Here is a 17,704-nt window from a genome sequence, read left to right as displayed (position 1 = left end):
TCGATGGACAGGAAAACGTCGAGAATCGCGACATCGATCTGCCGATCTTCGATCAAGGAGAGCGTACGATCGGCTCCGGTACATGACGAGAGGCCCATTCGAACGCTTCCTCGATAGCCGCAAACTTGACCGCCTGCCAATGTCGGTAGTCTCGGATCAGCTTTGCCCCAATCCAGAAATCGCCGCGCTCACCGCCGACGTCCCATCCACAAGCATCGAGCAACTGGGCACGGTCGAAAAGTCGCCGCGCGTGGGTTCGGGAGATGGCGTAACGCTTGAAAAAGTCTCCAATGCGCAAAGGGCCGACGGGCATGCGCGCTTCCAGCTCCTTTTCCGGCGATACCCGAGACATCAGGTCGTGCAGGATGTTGCTGCCGGAAGCAGTTCGAACGAAAGCGTCCACCGTCTGCGGAGGGCTGCTCCAGTCTGGATCGTGAAAAAGGCTCTGGGCCATTCTTGGCTGCGCATACCACAGCAGGCGCCGATCGGCCGATGACCGCGAGAACCGCGTGCCCCGATCGAGCATGTCGAGCGATTTCAGATGTTCATCGAACCATTCGCGGATCAGGGTTTCAGCAGTTTCGGAAATTCTGAGCTGACGAACGCGCCTGTCCCCGCTTTCATGAGTATCGACCAGGAGACCGTAATTGCGCATCTCCGCGAGATGCGCGAACGCCGTGTTCTTGGAGACAATGTTGCTCTCGGCGATGAGGGCCTTCAGCTTGGCGGCTGTAAGGCCCGGATGAGACGGTGACGTGACGCGCTGAAAATGAAAAGCCAGAATGGATTGCGTCAGCAGCCATCGTTTCATATCTGCGGTATAGCGCACGATACGAGGCGCGGCATCGTGCATGGCAATGAGCTTCAGCGCAGCATCCTTCAAAGCGAAGGGATAAAGGCGGTTTTCCACAATGGCTTCGACGGTCAAAATCTCCGTCGCATCGGTGGCGCAGCGCATTGCGGTTGATACGGAAGTCAACGGATCTCTCCAGGCAAAGTTTGAATTGGGCAAGCTACGGCCTGAGCGATCTGCACCATGTCTCTTAAAATAGAATTGCAACGCGGCCGAAAGCCCCGCAAAAGCGTAAGCCAGAGGCCTGGTCTCGCAGATCGCGAAAGCAGTCCTGGACCACGCGCAGCAATTCGACGATCACGCATCCGATACCGGCCGCCCGAAAAGGCCTTGAGCTATGTTTTCCAGTTCGATTGGCTTTTCGCAGAGAATATAGCCTCCAAATCGCCCCGGAATGATGGATGGATCGTAAGCGGTGGCGAACACGAAGGGTATGCCGAGCTCTTGGAGGCGTTCTGCCACGGGAAATACCGTCGTGTCGGACAGGAAAACATCGAGGATGGCGGCATCGATCTGCTGATCTTCGATAAGGGCGAGCGCATGGTCGACGCGCGGTGTCGGACCGATCACGATCGCGCCGAGCTTGGCAAGCTCTTTCCGCGCATCCTCTGCTAGCAAAAACTCATCTTCCACAACGAGAACTCGCTTTCCAGCCAAAAAGGAACTGTGGGGAAAGCTGGATTTCAACGGCTCACTCCACCTGTTGCTAATTGAGCGGGAAAGAGAGATTAACGGTCAAACCATCGGGATCGAAATTAGTTTCAACCTTACCTCCGAGGCGGTAGCCGATTTCCCCCTGCATCAGCGACATGCCAAATCCATTCGCCTGCGGTTTCTCGACAGCCGGGCCGCCGCGTTCGCTCCAGTCGAGGATGAAAGAATGGTTTTCCAGCTGCCACCGGACATCGATGCGGCCCTCGCCATTGCTTAAGGCTCCGTATTTGGCGGCATTGGTCGCAAGCTCGTGGATGACCATCCCGAGCGCAAGCCCACGCTGCGGATTGAGTTTATACTCCGGGCCGTCGAGCGCGATGCGCTCCGCGCCGAATGGCGTCAGTTCCTGGGCTATCAGCTCCTTCACCGACGCTTCTTTCCAGTGTTCGCGGGAAAGCAGGCCGTAAGCCCGCGACATGGCCTTCAAGCGGCCGACGAAAGCTGCGTGAAACGCCTCCGGCGAGCCTGCGGATTCCAGCGTCTGGGTCGCGATGCTGATCGTCACGGCGAGCATGTTCTTGACGCGATGATTGAGCTCCGAGATCAGCACCTTCTGATGCTCTTCGGCTTCGGCCAGCGTGGTGACGTCGATCAGCGTCACGATCACACCGTCGATCCTGTTATTGTCGCCTCGATACGGAATGAGGCGGGCCAGAAAATGACGCCCCTGTTCGTCGCGCGGGAGGTGATGATCTCGGTTTTGCCCTGACGCGAAAACTTCAGCGATGTGGTCGTTCAGCTCCGGGTAGTCGATATCGCTGGAGAGTTCGGTCAGCGGCCGGCCGACATCGGACGCGCGCAGCTTGAAGAAATTCGATGCCGCCGGCGTGAAATTGCGGATGACCAGGTTGCCGTCGAGAAAAATCGTCGCGATTTGCGTAGCGTCGAAGAGGTTTCTGAGGTCGTTATTGGCCCGGTCGAGCTCCTCAACCTTGCTGTTGAGCTCGGCATTGATCGTGTTGAGCTCTTCGTTGAGAGACTGCATTTCCTCCTTGGATGCCTCGAGCTCCTCGTTGGAGGATTGCGCCTCTTCGTTGACCGATACCAGCTCCTCGTTGGATGACTTCAGCTCTTCGAGCGCCGTTTCATATTCCTCGATCGTCGACTGCAGGCGCTCGCGTGTGTCGCGCAGCTCCCTTTCGAGGTCGGCGGTCCCTTCCTGCTTTCGCTGGGCATGTTCGGCTTCCGAGCGCGCCTGCGACGGTCCGACGGTTTGAAACAGAACCACATAGAGTGCTTCGCCTGACCCGCGATTGCCGAGCGGCTCGACCGCCAGCGTCACCAGCTGGACGCGGCCATCATCGTCATCAACGACAATGTTTTCCTTGGTGACACGCTGTCTGGACGATGCGCACTCGCGCAAGGCTGCCCTCAGATCAAGCCGCAGATCCCGCCTTGCCATGTTGATCAGCTGGCGGCTTGGCGCTCCCTGCGGCACTTCCAGAAATTTGCTCGTGCGCCCGGACGAATAGAGGACATCACCGTCCGCATTCACCACGACGTGAGCGGGCGCGAATGATTCCAGCACCTGCGCTTCGACCGCCTGCCGCAGCTGTACGCCGCCAATGCCGCGCGACTCGATTCTCGCAGACGCCGAAAAAGGTGTATATCGTTCGTCCCCGATCAGGATCGGAAGACGGTGCGCATTGGCATGTTCCCGCGCCTGATAGATACGGTTCTTCTTATCGATGGTGGTAAAGAGATCGCCGTGCTGGCCGATCCCTTCCGAAGTACCGAGAAAGAGGTAGCCGCCGGGCTTGAGCGCATAGTGGAATGTCGGGATGACCCGGTTCTGTATTTCAGGTCCGAGATAAATCAGCAGGTTGCGGCAGGACACGAGGTCCATGCGCGAAAACGGCGGGTCGCGAATGACGCTGTGCGGCGAAAAGATGCACAGCTCGCGGATGTTGCTGCTGACGACGAAGCTGGCCCCGTCGCTGCTGAAGAATTTCTTCTTGCGCGCGCTAGAAACGCCCTCCAGCAGCGCCTCCGGATAACGCGCGGTCCTGGCTATCTGCAGCGCAGGTTCATCGATGTCGGTCGCAAATATCTGCACCTTCGGTACCTGCGACAGCCTCTCCATGTGCTCACGCATGAGAATGGCGATCGAGTAGACTTCCTCGCCGGTTGCGCAGCCCGGCACCCAGATACGTACCGTATCGGTCGCTGTCCTGCCGGCAAACAATTGCGGGATGACAGTGGTTTCAAGCAGCGAGAATGCCTCGGCATCGCGGAAGAAATTGGTCACGTTGATCAACAGATCGCTGAAAAGCCTCGAAACCTCATCGGGATCCTGCTCCAGCAAATCGACATAGGCCTCAATGGACTTCAATTGCCGGACCTGCATGCGCCGGCGCACGCGCCGCAGAAATGTCTTCGTCTTGTACCCGGAAAAATCATGGCCGGTCTGGTTGCGAAGGATCGCATAGATACGCTCGCGAGCCCGTTCGAGATCTCCAGCCTTGCTGTGTTCGCCAGCGTCTCCGATGTGGGAAAGAAACGAGAAGCTGCGGGCGAAGGCCACCAGCTTTTCACCCATCTGCTCTGCCGGCAGGGCGAGATCGATAAGGCCGCTGGCAATCGCGCTCTGCGGCATATCCGGATTGCGTGGACCTGAGCCGTCGGCGATCTGCGCTATCGTCAGCCCGCCCCGCTCCTTGATGGCTTTGACCCCGAGTGTCCCGTCGCCATCGCCGCCGGACAGGACGACGCCGACGGCATATTCGCCCTGGTCTTTAGCAAGCTCGCCGAAGAAAACATCGATGGGCTTGCGCTCCCTGGAATTGACATCGAGCTGCTTGACCGAAAGCACGCCGTCATGGAGGCTCATCACCACATTTTCCGGCATAACGTAGACTGTGTCGGGAACCATCGTCACCTTGTCGGCGGCAAGCACCACCTCCATGTCGGTGTAGCGGGCAATGACCTCGTGCAGACGGCTTTCACGCCCCGGGTTCAAATGGGTCACGATCACGAACGCCATGCCGCAAGGCTCGGTCAAGCCCTGGAAGAAGCCTTCCATCGCGGGGATCCCGCCCGCCGAAGCTCCAATGCCGACGATCGGGAATTTCGAGTTTGCCTGCGTCATGTCACCGCTCCTCAAGACCGAAGACCGCGGCCCTTTCACCCGTAGAATTAGGCAGCAGACTTCTCTTTGGCAATCTCCATTTACTAGTGGGAATCCTACTATATTTCCCCACCTATAGCAGGGCTGAGATGGAGCGCTCAGGTGGAAGAAACGCTAGGCCATATACTCGTTGTCGAAGACGAATACCTGATAGCGGTCGACCTTGCGGAAACCCTCCAACGGCGCGGCGCAACCATACTTGGCCCGTTTTCAAGCGTCGCACAGGCCGCGGCGGCGATTGAAAATGCTTCCGAACTCGACGGCGCAGTGATCGATATCAATCTCGGAGGCGAGTTGAGCTTTCCGATCGCCGAGCTTCTGCGGCAAAGGCAAGTTCCCTTCCTGTTTACGAGCGGCTACGACCAGCTCGTCATTCCCTCGTCCCTCTCCGAGGTGCCGCTGATATCAAAACCGGCCGATTCCCGCGAAATAGCCGGATCGCTCGCAAGGCTCATCGGTAAGGGACATCAGGCACGTCAATAACCACGCGGCGCCGGTCACACGGCTGCACCCGCAAAAAACCTAAGCCAGCGGCTTCGTCGCGCAGATCGCAAAACGGTCCTGCACCATCCGCTCCAGCCCCCGCAGGAAAGGCATCTTGCGCGCCTGCGCCCAATGGATATCCGAGAGCTTGCGGTCGACGACGATATTGTCGAAGCCCGCCTGGCGCAGCAGCTCGACGATTGCTTCGGCCGGCATCGTGTCGGAGAAATAGACGCGCGAGCGGATTGCCTGATGGCGGGCCATCATCTCCGGCTTCATATGGCTGGCCGGCGCCTTGCCGGTCAGCTTCGTCCAGAGCTTCTGCAGCCCCTTCACAAACGTCTCCTTGCCCATATTGCCGTCGACGATCAGCACCTTGCCACCGGGCTTCAGCACCGAGAACCATTCGCGAAAGGCCGAGGGCGGATCGACCAGCGTCCAGACGAGGTGCCGGTTGGTGATCACGTCGTAGCTTTCCTTCGCTTCCATGGTATTTTCCGCATCGCCCGACACGAAGCGGATATCAGTGCCGCGCTTCTTGGCCTTGGCGCGCGCCTGCGCCAGCATCGCATCCGACCAGTCGAGCCCCGTCACCTTGAACCCTGCCTCATGCATGAGATGGGAAATGACAGCCGTACCGCAGGCAAGGTCGAGCGCGGCGCGTCCCTGCCCCTCGCCGAGATGCTTGCGGATAAGCCGCTGCCAGCCTTTTCGCTCCGCTTCCGAAAAGATTTCGTGGCCGACGCTCTCGTCGAAGGTCGCCGCCCTTTCCGACCAGAAATCCCGGATTTCATCGCGAATGGAGTAATTCGTGTTCATCGTATTCATCGTCTGCACCCAGCGCCGGACTTACTTTGGAAAAGCTCTAAAACATAAAACTTGATTCCAAAAGTCAGTTTTTCTATGCCTCGGGAAATAACCGAGGACGGAGAGAGTTTCCAGATGAATTTTATGAAATTGCTTGCGCTGATCGCAGCCGCAGTTGCGGTACTGTTGCCGTTCTCGGTCTTTGCCGGTCCTTTCACCATCAAGGATGTCGCCGGCCGCGAGGTCACCTTCGACAAGCCGGTCGAGCGTGTGATTCTCGGCGAAGGCCGCATGCTCTATGCCGTCGCCCCGATCGAGAGGGACGATCCTTTCGCCAAGATCGTCGGCTGGCGCAACGATCTCTGGACGACCGACAAGGACGGCTTCAACGCCTATGTCGAGAAATTCCCCAAGGCCAAGGACCTGCCCTTCCTCGGCAACCTGACGGACGGCACGCTGCAGACGGAGACCGTGGTCGCCCTTCACCCCGACGTCATGCTGCTGCCGATCGGCAACAAAAAGGCGGCCGACGAGGTGAAGCTCGAGGACATGCTGAACAAGATCGGCGTGAAGATCGTCTACATCGATTTCCGCGAACACATCCTCGCCAATACCGAGCCGAGCCTGAAGATACTCGGCAAGCTCTTCGGCCATGAAGACCGCGCCGACGCCGTCGCCGCCTATTGGAAAGCGCAGATGGCGCGCGTCACCGACAAGCTGAAGGAAGCCAACCCGAAGAAGCCTGATGTCTTCATGTATCGCGCCGCCGGCCTCGTCGAGTGCTGCGGCACCTTCGGTCCCGACAATTTCGGCCTGATGGTCGATTGGGCCGGCGGCCATAATCTCGGCTCCGATTTCCTGCCCGGCTATACCGGCTCGATCAATGCCGAGCAGGTCGTCGCCTCTAACCCAGACGTCGTTGTCGTCACCGGCTCGAACTGGAGCCAGACCAAGGACGCCAAGGACTACGTCAATGTCGGCCCGGCCGCTGCCGGCGCCGCCGACGACAGCCGCAAGGCGCTCGATGCGCTGATGCAGAACCCGGCCTTCACCGGCTCCAAGGCCGTTGCCGACGGCAATGTGCACGCGATCTGGCACCAGTTCTATACGAGCCCCTACCAGTTCGTCGCCGTACAGCAGCTGGCCAAGTGGTTCCATCCGGACCTCTTTGCCGATCTCGATCCGGATGCGACCTTCAAGGAATTCCACGAGAAGTTCCTGCCCGTCGCCTATCAGCCGGGTTACTGGATCGACGCCAAGGCCGGAAAGTAAGCGTCATGGCAGAGATCGCCGCCATGCCGATCGAAGCCGAGGAAGGCAGGGCGCGCTACCGCGCCCTCGCCCGCCGCAAGCTTGTGATCCTCGTTGCCATGACGGCAGCGCTCTGCCTGTCCTTCGCCGTCGATCTCGCCTGGGGGCCGGCCCGCTACGGCCTCGGCGAAGTCGTGACCGCCCTCCTCGACCCCGACGCAGTCTCGGCACAAGTGCGCGCCGTCGTCTGGGATATCCGCATGCCGGTCGCCGTCATGGCGATCGTCGTCGGCGCCTCGCTCTCGGTCGCGGGAGCCCAGATGCAGACGATCCTTGCCAATCCGCTGGCAAGCCCCTTCACCCTAGGTATTTCCGCCGCAGCAAGCTTCGGCGCTGCACTCGCCATCGTCACCAGCGTGCCGATCCTGCCCGTTGCTGCCGGTCTGCTCGTACCGGTCAATGCCTTCATCATGGCACTGGTTGCGACGCTCTTCATCCATTTCATCTCGCAGGCGCGCGGCGTCTCGGTGCAGACGGTCGTACTGCTCGGCATCGCGCTCGTCTTTACCTTCAATGCGGCTCTCGCCTTCCTGCAATATCTCGCCTCCGAACAGGCGCTCTCCGCCGTCGTGTTCTGGACCATGGGCAGCCTGACCAAGGCCACCTGGCCTAAGATCTGGATCACGCTTGCCGTCTTGCTGATATCCCTGCCGCTCTTTGCCCGCCACGCCTGGGCGCTGACCGCGATCCGCCTCGGCGAAGACAAAGCGGCAAGCTTCGGCGTCAACGTGCGCCGCATCCGGCTGGAAACGATGCTGATCATCTCGCTGCTGGCCGCCGTGCCTGTCAGCTTCGTCGGCACGATCGGCTTCGTCGGCCTCGTCGGCCCGCATATCGCCCGCATGATCCTCGGCGAAGACCAGCGCTTCTTCCTGCCGGGCTCGATTCTTTCGGGCGCGCTGCTGCTCTCGCTGACGTCAGTCGTCTCGAAGTCGATCATCCCGGGCGTCGTCTTCCCGATCGGCATCATCACCGCGCTCGTCGGCGTGCCCTTCTTCTTCTCCCTCATCCTCTCGAACAGGAGCCGCTCATGGTAGCGCTTCAGCTGCAGTCGGTCGGCGCCTATCACGGCCGCAAGCTCTTCGTCGAAAACGTGACGACGCCGAAGCTGACTGCCGGCGAACTCGTCGCCGTCATCGGCCCGAATGCCGCCGGCAAATCGACGCTTTTCAAGCGCATCACCGGCCTCCTGAAAGGGCCGGGAAACGTGCTGGTCGAGGGCGCAAAGACCAAAAACGCCATCAGCTACATGCCGCAGGATACCTCGGCCAATGCGGTGCTGACGGTCTACGAGTCCATCCTTCTTGCCCGCAAGCAGGGCCAGTCCTGGGGTGTCGGCGATCAGGATCTGAGGCTGATCGACGACATCATGAAGGCGTTGAATATCGAGGCGATCGCCTTCCGCGACCTCGGCGCTCTCTCCGGCGGCCAGCGCCAGCTTGTCTCCATCGCCCAGGCGCTGGTGCGCGAGCCCGAGATCATGCTGATGGACGAGCCGACCAGCGCGCTCGATCTTCACCGCCAGGTGGAAGTGCTCGATTTCATGCAGCGCCAGGCCCGCAAGCGCGGCATGATCGTGCTGATCGCCATCCATGATCTGAACCAGGCGCTGCGCTTCGCCGACAAGGTGCTGATCATCCAGAACGGCCGCATGCGCGCCTGTGGCAAGCCGCGCGATGTCGTCACCGTCGATATGCTGCGCGAGGTCTACAAGATCCATGCCCGCATCGAGAAATGCTCAAGGGATCACGACCACGTCATCGTCGACGGTACGGCGCATTAAGGAGCGTCGGAGAACGACGCCCCGTTTCAAACCGCGGCTGACTTCAGACCATTATCGGCCGCGCGGCAGGGTCTGCTCCTGCCGCATCCCGTCCACGTCCTGCGCCTGGCGAAGCTCACGTTCCGCACGCTCCTCGGATTCCTCCACCGTGCGGTGATGTCCTGTCGGCATGATATCGTCACGCAGTTCCTGATCGAGCGGCGCCTCGTCATCGAGATCGTAGGCGCGAACGCGGGGCGGCGCGTCCGGATCGAGCCGGCCGGTAACACCTCCGGTCGGCGCGGCCGGACCGGCCGCTCCGGCTGCAAAGACGTCGTCCTGCACAGCGCTTGCCTGCCGGGCACGCTCGGCATCGTCAGTCTCACGAGCCCGGCTCGCATCATATCGCGATGCCGCGAGGGTTTCGTTCGACTTGCTGATATTCCAGCCTTCTGCGCGCCAGAGGTCCGCACGCTCATCCATGTCGATGCAGCCTTCATCGTCGAGAATGTCATGGGCGATACCGTAGGTCGCATCGTCAACCTCGACGGAGATCAGAAAGCCGCCACGGCGCAGGGCTTCGGCATAAATCGACCGGTCCTCATCCGGAAACAGCCAGTCCTCCAGCTTCGACCAGAAACCGCCACGGTCGTCGCCGGCAACGCCGGCCTTGTCGCCATCGGCTTCATATCCCGGCATCATTCTGACGTTGGTGATACCTAGGTTCTTCAGCCGGTCGATCGCGCGATCGGCGTCGTCACGGCTGTCGAAGAAAGCAGTCAGCGTGCTGCGGCCCTCGCCGCCTGAGAAATCGGCGGCACTGTCATTGCGGAGATTGCTCATTTGGGTTCCTCCTCCAGGTCTTTCCTCTCCGCAAACGGACGAAGAAGCCCGATGTTCCGCATCCAAGTGCGGAAATGCGATCTTCTAAGAGCGCAATGTCCTGAACGCGGCTCGGACTTCCTGGGCGAAGAGTTCTGGCTCCTCCCAGGCAGCGAAATGCCCGCCTTTTGCGGTTGCATTGTAGTAGATCAGCTGCGGATAGGCTCTGCCGAGCCAGCGCCGCGGTGGCCGGTAAACCTCGCCGGGAAAGACAGTCACGGCGGCCGGAACCTTGACGGGCTCCAGCTTCGCGCCGGCTGCCACATTCTCCCAATAGATGCGTCCGCTTGAAGGTCCGGTATTGGTGAGCCAATAGAGCGTGATATTGTCGAGAATGGCTTGCCGGCCGAGCGCCCGTTCCGGATCGCCGCGGCTAAACACCCAGTCGGCGATCTTGTCATAAAGCCAGGCCGCAAGCCCCACGGGAGAATCCGCAAGCCCGTAGCCGATCGTTTCCGGACGAGTTCCCATGATCGCCGCATAGCCGAAGCCGTTGTTGAGGAAATCCCGCGCCTCTTTGTAGATGGACTTTTCCTCCGGCGACAGGCTGTCGGGTGCGGCCGCTCCGCTCATCAGCGCCTGCGCCGCATCCGGCGGAAAGGTCGTCGCGCGCTCCACCCTGTTGACGTGAATTCCAAGCAACCCATCGGGCGCCTGACGCCCCAGCGCATCGCTGACGATCGCGCCCCAGTCACCGCCCTGCGAGACATAGCTGTTATAACCGAGCCGCTTCATCAGCACATCCCAGGCGCCCGCAATCCGCTGCGGGTTCCAACCCGTTTCCGCAGGCTTGCCGGAAAAGCCGAAGCCGGGAATCGAAGGGATCACCAGATGGAACGCATCATCAGCCGCACCGCCATACGCGGTCGGGTCTGTCAGCGGACCGATCACGTCGATGAGCTCGAAGACCGATCCCGGCCAGCCGTGCGTCATGATCAGCGGCAGGGCGTTCTCATGGCGGGAACGGACATGGATGAAGTGGATATCCACTCCGTCGATCCCGGTTACGAATTGCGGGAAAGAATTCAGCTTCTGCTCCGCTTTGCGCCAGTCATAGGAGGACTGCCACTCATCCACCAGCGCTTTCAGCCGCTCCGGCTGCACACCCTGCGAACGGTCGTGCACGGTTTCCCCGTCAGGCCAGCGGGTGGCGGCAACGCGGCGCCGAAGATCGGCAAGTGCCGCCTCGGGAATATTGGCCCGGAACGGCCGGATTTTGCCTGCGGGCGCCTCGGCCTGGACCGGATCGGCCGCACCCGCAACCGAAGCAAGCGTCGCCGCAACCCCGGCCGCCGCGCCCGTAAACAGCAGCGAACGCCGTGACACCTTTAACGTCTCGATTGATTGCCCTGATTTCATGACTTGCCTCCACTCCATCGGAAGGTTCGCGGCCGCATTTCAGATACCTGAGATCATGCGCCTGAAATGGACCGGAAGCGATCTCAGGCTTTGTCGGGTCCCGCGCGGTGGACCAGGATGCCCTCGGGGTCGCGGAAATAGGCACAGTAAGGCCCCTCGCCGTTCTCCCCGCGCGGCCCCGGCGCGCCCTCGTCCGAACCGCCTGCCTGCGGCGCTGTTGCATGGGCGTCGCGCACCTGAGCGCGGGACGTGCCTCGAACGCCACCATGCCGCCATTGGCCAGCCGTGCCGTCGAAGGGTTTTATCACGCCGAATTCCGGCGTGCGCTCGCCATGATAGACGGCCCTGCCGGGCTGGACCAGAAACCGGCCAATGCCGAAGACGGCCATGAGTCTGTTGTAGAATTGGGCCGCAGCCTCGAGATCATCGGTGCCGACGGTCGAGTGACCCGGCGGGCCACGCACGCGTTGAGGCTCGGCGGTTTTCAGATTTGCGGTCATATCGTTCATGTCTCATCATCCTTTCATAGGACGCGGGGGGCCATTCCCCGGCGACGCTGATGGCGGTGATGTACGGCACGGACGGATCATCCGGTACTGAGGGAAAGTGAGAGGCAGACTCTCATCGATGAGCTCTACCGGCGCCAGGCGCGATGCACGATCCTTGTCATCGAGAATTCACCCGGTCGCGACCACGAGGCTCAATAACAGCCGGCACGGCCGCCGGAGAGAAGGACAACGGACATGATGACATCCTCACTTGGAGCATTGCTCGCCGCCGCCGCAATCACAGGCGCGACACTGACACCCGCAGGCGCCGGCGCGATTGCAGCCGCAAGGCCTGAAGCCAGCACCATTGCCATCGGCGGCGATATCACCCTCAGGCGGTTTGTCGTGCACAATCCGGCGGCGAAAGGCACCGTGCTCTTCCTGCACGGCTTTCCCGAAACCGCCGCCGTCTGGGGCGACATTGCAGCCGCGCTCGGCGACGAATTCGAGGTGCACGCCTTCGACTGGCCGGGATACGGCCTATCATCGCGGCCCGAAAACTTCGCCTATTCGCCGCGTGATTATGCCGGCGTGCTGAAGGCCTATATCGACAAGTCAGGTATCGACCGCTCGAAGCTGACGATCTATGCCGTCGATATCGCCGCCCTGCCCGCCCTGCTCCTGGCGCTCGACGAGCCCGATATCGCACGGCGTATCATCGTCGGGGACTTCGCGCCCTTCAACCGGCCGGCCTATATGCATGAGCGCCTGCAGAACCTGAAGAGCGAGCCGGCGGCTTCACTTACCCGCGCCGTCATGAACCAGACGAGCGACGAGATTCTTCAAAACGTCTACAGGCGCGGTCTGGCAGAGGACGAGCAGTTCGATCTCGCTGCCGGCGTGAAGGAAGACATGGTCCGCGGCTGGAGCAACGGCGCCCTCACCTCCGCCGATGCCTTCTACCATTATTACGCGGCCTTCACCCGCGACCAGGATCTTCTCGAAGCAAATCTCGGCAGCCTTAGGACACCCGTAAAGGTGATCTGGGGCGAAAAGGACATCTATATCGACAGCCGGATGGGCGCGGAATTTGCCGAGAGAACCGGTGCGCCGTTCGACGTCCTGCCCGGCATCGGCCACTATCCGCATCTGCAGGCGCCGGAACGCGTCGTCGCCGAAATCCGTGCTTTACTGAATTGAACCATAGCTCCGGCAGGCTTCGCGCAGCCGCGGCAGCGTCCAGTCGATGAAGGACCGCACCTTGAGCGCCAGGAAGCCCTGGCGCGAATAGACGATATGGATCGGCTGCGGCCCGCCAGTGTAATCATCAAGAACAGGCACGAGAGAACCGGAGGCAAGTTCGCCGGGGATCTGGTAATCGAAGAGCCTGGCGATGCCGGCTCCACCCACGGCGGCGGCAACGCAGTTTGCCGCCGTATTGACCTCTATGCGATGGCGCGGCACCACCTCCACCGGCCGGCCACCGATATCGAAGGTCCAGAAGAAGCTCCTGTTGTTGAAGATGATCCCGTCATGATCGGGCAACTCGCCCGGATGCTGCGGACATCCGCAACGCCTGAGATAATCCGGGCTCGCGCAGGTCAGAAGCCGAAACTCGGCAACCTTGACGGCATAGAGCGAGCTATCCGCCAGCGCCCCCAGCCGGATGGCGACATCCACCTGTTCGCTGACGAGATGAACGGTGCGATCAAGCGACAGCAGGTTCAGCGAAACCTCTGGATGCTCGGCCAGAAAACCAAGCGCGATTGGCAGCACATAGCGATTGCCGAATTCCACCGGCATGGTGATCGTCAACGTTCCCCGCGGCCGCTGATATTCGCCGGAAGCTCGGCGCTCCGCCTCCTCGATATCGGCAACGATTTTGCGCGCCGCCTCCACGTAATCGCGCCCGGCATCGGTAAGCTGCAGCTTCCGGCTCGTGCGGATCACGAGACTGGCGCCGAGCGACCGCTCCAGCTCTGCCACCTTGCGGCTAACGCTCGGCAGCGGCGCATTCAGCCGCTTGCTGCCCGCCGACAGACTGCCGGCATCGACAACGGCAAGCAACACACGCATGGCATCCAGCCGATCCATCCCCGCAGCCTTCATCCACCTACCCCGCGGAAAATCTTAAACCTTCGAAACTCCGACCGATAGATGGGTCCCTGTCGATCGCGGTCAGCCCATCCGCTCCGCCCGACGCCGCGGAAACGATCTCCCCAGCCTCGGCATGGGAAGTGGCGATCGTGGTGGACGGATGTTCGTCTGCTCGGATACGGATAGTTGCAAGAGCAACCGGAACCCTGAATGAAAACCGTCCGCATCGCCGCCGCCCAGACCTTGGAATATCGCGAAAATGTCGAGACCGCCCTGACATGCGCGCTCGATGTGATCCGTCAGGCCGAAGCGGAAGGCGCCTGCCTTCTTTGCTTTCCGGAAGGTTTTCTGCAGGGCTATCTGACGGAGCCGGAAGCGGCACGCCGCGCCGCGATGGATCTCGAATCGCCGGCGTTCGAAGCGATACTGAATCGGCTCGCCGAGGCCAGCCCCACGATCGTCATGGGCATGATCGAGGCTGAAGGCGAAGCGCTGTTCAACACCGCCGTCGTCATCGAAAAAGGCAAGCTGATCGGCCGATATCGCAAGGCGCATCTGCTCAAGGGAGAAAGCTTCTTCCAGCCGGGCACCGAGACGCCCGTCTTCGCAGTCGACGGCCTGCGCTTCGGCATCAACATCTGCTACGACACCGGCTTTCCCGAAGCCGCCCGCAAGGTCGCACTCACAGGTGCATCCCTCCTCGTCTGCTGCGCCAATAACATGATGCCGCGCGCCAATGCCGAAAAATTCCGGGACGTGCACAACGCCGCCAGAGGCGAGCGCTGCCGGGAAACCGGCCTCTGGCTCATCTCCGCCGACGTGACGGGGGAACGCGAGGGACGCATTTCCTGGGGACCGACGGCGGTGCTGAACCCGGCGGGAAAGGTGGTGGCGCAGCTGCCTTTGGAGGCGCCTGGATTGCTGGTGTTTGATATGGCGATTGAACGGTAAATCCCTCGTGAGGCGCGATAAGCCCTCCCTGCGCGGCAGGTTAAGTCCCTTCCCCTTGTGGGGCTCTGAAGGACGGGGCGAGACCCGCGGCTCGACCCCGATCACGGTTGGGACGGGGTCTTTGTCTCCAAAACCCATCACGCCTTCGTTACCACCACGCCTGTAACAACCCGCTCTCCCGTTGCGAATACCCCGACGTGCCCCGCCGAAGACAGGGGCGTTACGAGCAACGGAGACTATCCATGTTGAAGACTTCCATCAGCACCGCCCTTCTTGCCGGCGCAATCACGTCAGCTCTTGCCAGCATGGCAGGCGCCGCCCCGCTGACCAAGGCCGAGGCCGCTGCGGCGACTGCTGCCCACAAGGAGAAGTGCTACGGCGTTGCGCTCAAGGGCCAGAACGATTGCGCTGCCGGCCCGGGCACGACCTGCCAGGGTACCTCGGTCAAGGACTTCCAGGGCAATTCGTGGAAATTCGTCCAGGGCGGCACCTGCGCCAAACTTGATCTGCCAGGCGGCCGTCATGGCTCGCTGAAGCCGCTCGACCGCGACATCTAATCCGGCAGAAAAACCAGGAAAGCGGAGGCGAACATGGCAAACGTCGACAGGGCGTCCAACCTTCTCATGGAGACGGAGAGCACCCTCCGCTTTCCGACATTTTCACTTGCCGGCCAGGCAGGAACCAGCTTCAAACCGGAGCATCTTGCGGCAATCTCAGCCGTATCTGGCCCCCAAGGCTTCTTCGAAGTCCATGCCGAAAATTATATGGGCGCCGGCGGCCCGCCGCATCGCGCACTCGAAAAAGTGCGCCGCGACCACCCGATTTCATTGCATGGCGTCTGCATGTCTCTCGGCGGCCCGCAGCCAATCGACAAGGACCATCTCAAGCGTTTCAAAAGCCTCGTCGACCGTTACCAGCCGGCGCTGGTTTCCGAGCATCTCGCCTGGTCGACGCATGTCGATACTTATCTGAACGACCTGCTGCCGCTGCCCTATACGGCCGCGACTCTTGCCCATGTCTGCGACCACGTCGATGAGATGCAGAATGCCATCGGCCGTCCGATCCTGCTCGAAAACCCATCCACCTACGTCCTCTTTTCGGAATCCTCCCTGAGCGAGACGGATTTCATCCGCGAGATATCGCGGCGCACCGGCTGCGGGCTGCTGCTTGATATCAACAATGTCTTCGTCTCCGCCACCAATCACGGCTTTTCGGCGCTGGAATATCTACGAGATTTCCCGCTCGCCAAAGTCGGCGAGATCCACCTCGCCGGCCATGCCGAACAGGAGGATGACGAGGGCGAACTGCTCTTGATCGACAGCCATGACGGCCCGGTCGCCGATGCCGTCTGGCAGCTCTATGAGATCGTCATTGCCAAATGCGGGCCGATCCCGACGCTCATCGAATGGGACAGCAAGATCCCCGACTGGCCGGTACTGCGCGCCGAGGCGGTGGCCGCGCAGGCCATTCTCGACCGACATAGCGGTGACAGGGAGACCTCCCATGCGCTCGGCTGAGATCCTGCCGATCCGGCCGATGGCATCAAATTTCGCCGGGCAATTTTCCGCAGCGCTGCTCATCCCCGATGTCCCCATCCCTGACTTGGTCACAGGCCCGCGCGGCAAGCGTGCGGAGAAGCGCTACAATGTCTACCGCAACAATGTCACCGTCAGCCTGATTGCCGCCCTCTCCTCGATCTTCCCGGCGGTCGAGCGTATTACGGGCACCGATTTCTTCCGCGCCATGGCCCGTTTCCATGTGCGCGAGACGCCGCCCGCCTCGCCGCTGCTGTTCGAATACGGACGCGACTTTCCTGATTTCATCGATCGCTACGAATATGCTCAGGATATGCCCTGGCTTTCGGATGTGGCGAGGATCGAGCGCGCCTGGCTGGACGCCTATCACGCCGCCGATGCAGAGGCCCTCCGCGGCGAAGCGCTGGCAGCCGCGCCACAGGAATATCTCGGAGCGGCGACCTTCCGTCCGCATCCGGCAACGCGGGTAATTTCATCCGACCATCCGGCCGTCACCATCTTCGCCATGAACCGCGGCTCGGGACCGGTCGGCCGGGTCGAGGACCACCCCGAAGACGGGCTGATTACCCGTCTCGACGACGAAGTCACCGTGCGTCTGCTGCCGCCGGGCGGAGCCGCCTTCTTCAACGCGCTGCTGGCGGGCGAATGCCTTGCCGGCGCCGTCGCAGCCGGCCTCGACGCCCATCCCGCCTTCGATCTCTTCGCCGCGATCGGCGAGATGATCACGTCAGGCGCCTTTTCCGCTATCGAACTGGAGATTTCCAATGTCTGACATGCTTCACTCCATGCCTCACAACGAGCCTCGCAACGGCACTCTCTCCCCGCTGACGAGGCTGGTGGCGACGGCTGACGGACTTGTCCGCGCCGTTGCCCAACCCGATCTCGTTCAGGCTGTTCTGCGTGTGGCGCTCGCCGTTCCCTTCTGGCGCTCCGGCGTCCTGAAATGGGATGGCTTCCTGCAGCTGAACGATACGGCGATCGATCTCTTCACCCAGGAATTCATGCTGCATCTGCCGGGCGGCCCCTATCCCTTCCCGATGCCCGCGGTCATGGCCTTTCTCTCCGGCTGCGGCGAGATCATCTTCCCGACGCTGCTCGTCTTCGGCCTCGCCACCCGCTTCGCCGGCCTCGGCCTGCTTTTCATGACCCTGATCGTCGAGCTGACAGTGCCCGATGGCTGGCCGATCCACATCACCTGGGCGGCAATGGCGCTCGCCATCATGCGCTACGGCCCGGGCCGGCTGTCGCTCGACCGCTTGATTGCGCGGATCTCAGGCGCTGCCAACAGTTAGACGGCCGATTTCGATACCAGCGCAAGCTCTCCGCCCGGCACCT

17 protein-coding genes and 1 pseudogene are annotated in these 17,704 nt (G+C 61.5%); 10 read left to right on the top strand and 8 right to left on the bottom strand.

Annotation, left to right across the window (positions count from 1 at the left end; translation table 11 throughout):
* Positions 1–52 precede the first annotated feature (52 nt).
* From JNB85_RS20340 to JNB85_RS20330, 3 genes are all read right to left on the bottom strand, one after another.
* Positions 53–979, bottom strand: coding sequence for a hypothetical protein (locus JNB85_RS20340; RefSeq protein WP_223216563.1), 927 nt, complete (start codon positions 977–979; stop codon positions 53–55).
* 171 nt (positions 980–1,150) lie between these two features.
* Positions 1,151–1,486, bottom strand: a complete 336-nt coding sequence (locus JNB85_RS20335; RefSeq protein ID WP_338050340.1) for a response regulator — start codon at positions 1,484–1,486, stop codon at positions 1,151–1,153.
* Between the two features lie 73 nt (positions 1,487–1,559).
* Entirely contained in the window at positions 1,560–4,655 is a 3,096-nt protein-coding gene (locus JNB85_RS20330; RefSeq protein WP_220336110.1) for a CheR family methyltransferase, read from the bottom strand.
* Between the two features lie 141 nt (positions 4,656–4,796).
* On the opposite strand from JNB85_RS20330, the gene JNB85_RS20325 reads away from it, so the two are divergent.
* On the top strand, positions 4,797–5,177 hold the full coding sequence (locus tag JNB85_RS20325) for a response regulator (RefSeq protein ID WP_220336109.1): 381 nt from the start codon (positions 4,797–4,799) through the stop codon (positions 5,175–5,177).
* A gap of 39 nt (positions 5,178–5,216) precedes the next feature.
* Here JNB85_RS20325 and JNB85_RS20320 read toward each other — a convergent pair whose 3' ends face one another.
* A complete protein-coding gene (locus JNB85_RS20320) occupies positions 5,217–6,005 on the bottom strand; it encodes a class I SAM-dependent methyltransferase (protein WP_220336108.1) in 789 nt (262 codons plus the stop codon).
* A 114-nt stretch (positions 6,006–6,119) separates the two neighbouring features.
* Here JNB85_RS20320 and JNB85_RS20315 point away from each other — a divergent pair, with 114 nt between their 5' ends.
* Genes JNB85_RS20315 through JNB85_RS20305 form a run of 3 tightly spaced genes read left to right on the top strand, consistent with a single transcriptional unit; the run spans position 6,120 to position 9,078 of the window.
* Complete coding sequence (locus JNB85_RS20315) at positions 6,120–7,256, top strand: ABC transporter substrate-binding protein (RefSeq protein ID WP_220336107.1); 1,137 nt, start codon at positions 6,120–6,122, stop codon at positions 7,254–7,256.
* A gap of 5 nt (positions 7,257–7,261) precedes the next feature.
* Complete coding sequence (locus tag JNB85_RS20310; protein WP_220336106.1) at positions 7,262–8,332, top strand: FecCD family ABC transporter permease; 1,071 nt, start codon at positions 7,262–7,264, stop codon at positions 8,330–8,332.
* Positions 8,326–9,078, top strand: coding sequence for an ABC transporter ATP-binding protein (locus tag JNB85_RS20305; RefSeq protein WP_220336105.1), 753 nt, complete (start codon positions 8,326–8,328; stop codon positions 9,076–9,078). The genes JNB85_RS20310 and JNB85_RS20305 overlap by 7 nt, the downstream gene beginning before the upstream one ends.
* Positions 9,079–9,129: 51 nt before the next feature.
* On the opposite strand, the gene JNB85_RS20300 is transcribed toward JNB85_RS20305, so the two are convergent.
* The 3 genes and pseudogenes from JNB85_RS20300 to JNB85_RS20290 form a co-directional block, all read right to left on the bottom strand.
* A complete protein-coding gene (locus JNB85_RS20300) occupies positions 9,130–9,900 on the bottom strand; it encodes a hypothetical protein (protein WP_220336104.1) in 771 nt (256 codons plus the stop codon).
* Positions 9,901–9,984: 84 nt separating this feature from the next.
* Entirely contained in the window at positions 9,985–11,298 is a 1,314-nt protein-coding gene (locus JNB85_RS20295) for an epoxide hydrolase family protein (RefSeq protein ID WP_220336103.1), read from the bottom strand.
* Positions 11,299–11,381: 83 nt separating this feature from the next.
* Positions 11,382–11,807, bottom strand: a pseudogene (locus tag JNB85_RS20290) (VOC family protein).
* Positions 11,808–12,041: 234 nt separating this feature from the next.
* Between JNB85_RS20290 and JNB85_RS20285 the strand changes: the two are divergent.
* A complete protein-coding gene (locus tag JNB85_RS20285) occupies positions 12,042–12,986 on the top strand; it encodes an alpha/beta fold hydrolase (RefSeq protein WP_220336101.1) in 945 nt (314 codons plus the stop codon).
* On the opposite strand, the gene JNB85_RS20280 is transcribed toward JNB85_RS20285, so the two are convergent.
* Positions 12,975–13,880: a LysR family transcriptional regulator gene (locus tag JNB85_RS20280; RefSeq protein WP_220336319.1), complete on the bottom strand. Its 906-nt coding sequence runs from the start codon at positions 13,878–13,880 to the stop codon at positions 12,975–12,977. The genes JNB85_RS20285 and JNB85_RS20280 overlap by 12 nt on opposite strands.
* 213 nt (positions 13,881–14,093) lie before the next feature.
* Here JNB85_RS20280 and JNB85_RS20275 point away from each other — a divergent pair, with 213 nt between their 5' ends.
* The 5 genes from JNB85_RS20275 to JNB85_RS20255 all read left to right on the top strand — a co-directional run bounded on the left by JNB85_RS20275 (position 14,094) and on the right by JNB85_RS20255 (position 17,661).
* Positions 14,094–14,834 carry a carbon-nitrogen hydrolase family protein gene (locus JNB85_RS20275; RefSeq protein ID WP_220336100.1) on the top strand — a complete coding sequence of 247 codons (741 nt, stop codon included), beginning with the start codon at positions 14,094–14,096 and terminating at the stop codon, positions 14,832–14,834.
* Positions 14,835–15,076: 242 nt separating this feature from the next.
* On the top strand, positions 15,077–15,391 hold the full coding sequence (locus JNB85_RS20270) for a BufA1 family periplasmic bufferin-type metallophore (protein ID WP_220336099.1): 315 nt from the start codon (positions 15,077–15,079) through the stop codon (positions 15,389–15,391).
* 66 nt (positions 15,392–15,457) lie between these two features.
* Positions 15,458–16,351: an MNIO family bufferin maturase gene (bufB, locus tag JNB85_RS20265; RefSeq protein WP_420852285.1), complete on the top strand. Its 894-nt coding sequence runs from the start codon at positions 15,458–15,460 to the stop codon at positions 16,349–16,351.
* A complete protein-coding gene (locus tag JNB85_RS20260; RefSeq protein WP_220336097.1) occupies positions 16,338–17,141 on the top strand; it encodes an HvfC/BufC N-terminal domain-containing protein in 804 nt (267 codons plus the stop codon). Before bufB ends, JNB85_RS20260 begins: the two co-directional genes overlap by 14 nt.
* Complete coding sequence (locus JNB85_RS20255) at positions 17,134–17,661, top strand: DoxX family protein (RefSeq protein ID WP_220336096.1); 528 nt, start codon at positions 17,134–17,136, stop codon at positions 17,659–17,661. Before JNB85_RS20260 ends, JNB85_RS20255 begins: the two co-directional genes overlap by 8 nt.
* The last annotated feature ends 43 nt before the right edge of the window (positions 17,662–17,704 follow it).

It is taken from the genome of Rhizobium mesosinicum, assembly GCF_019511345.1.
GTDB lineage: Bacteria > Pseudomonadota > Alphaproteobacteria > Rhizobiales > Rhizobiaceae > Rhizobium > Rhizobium mesosinicum.
This window is presented reverse-complemented; position numbering and strand designations above follow the sequence as displayed.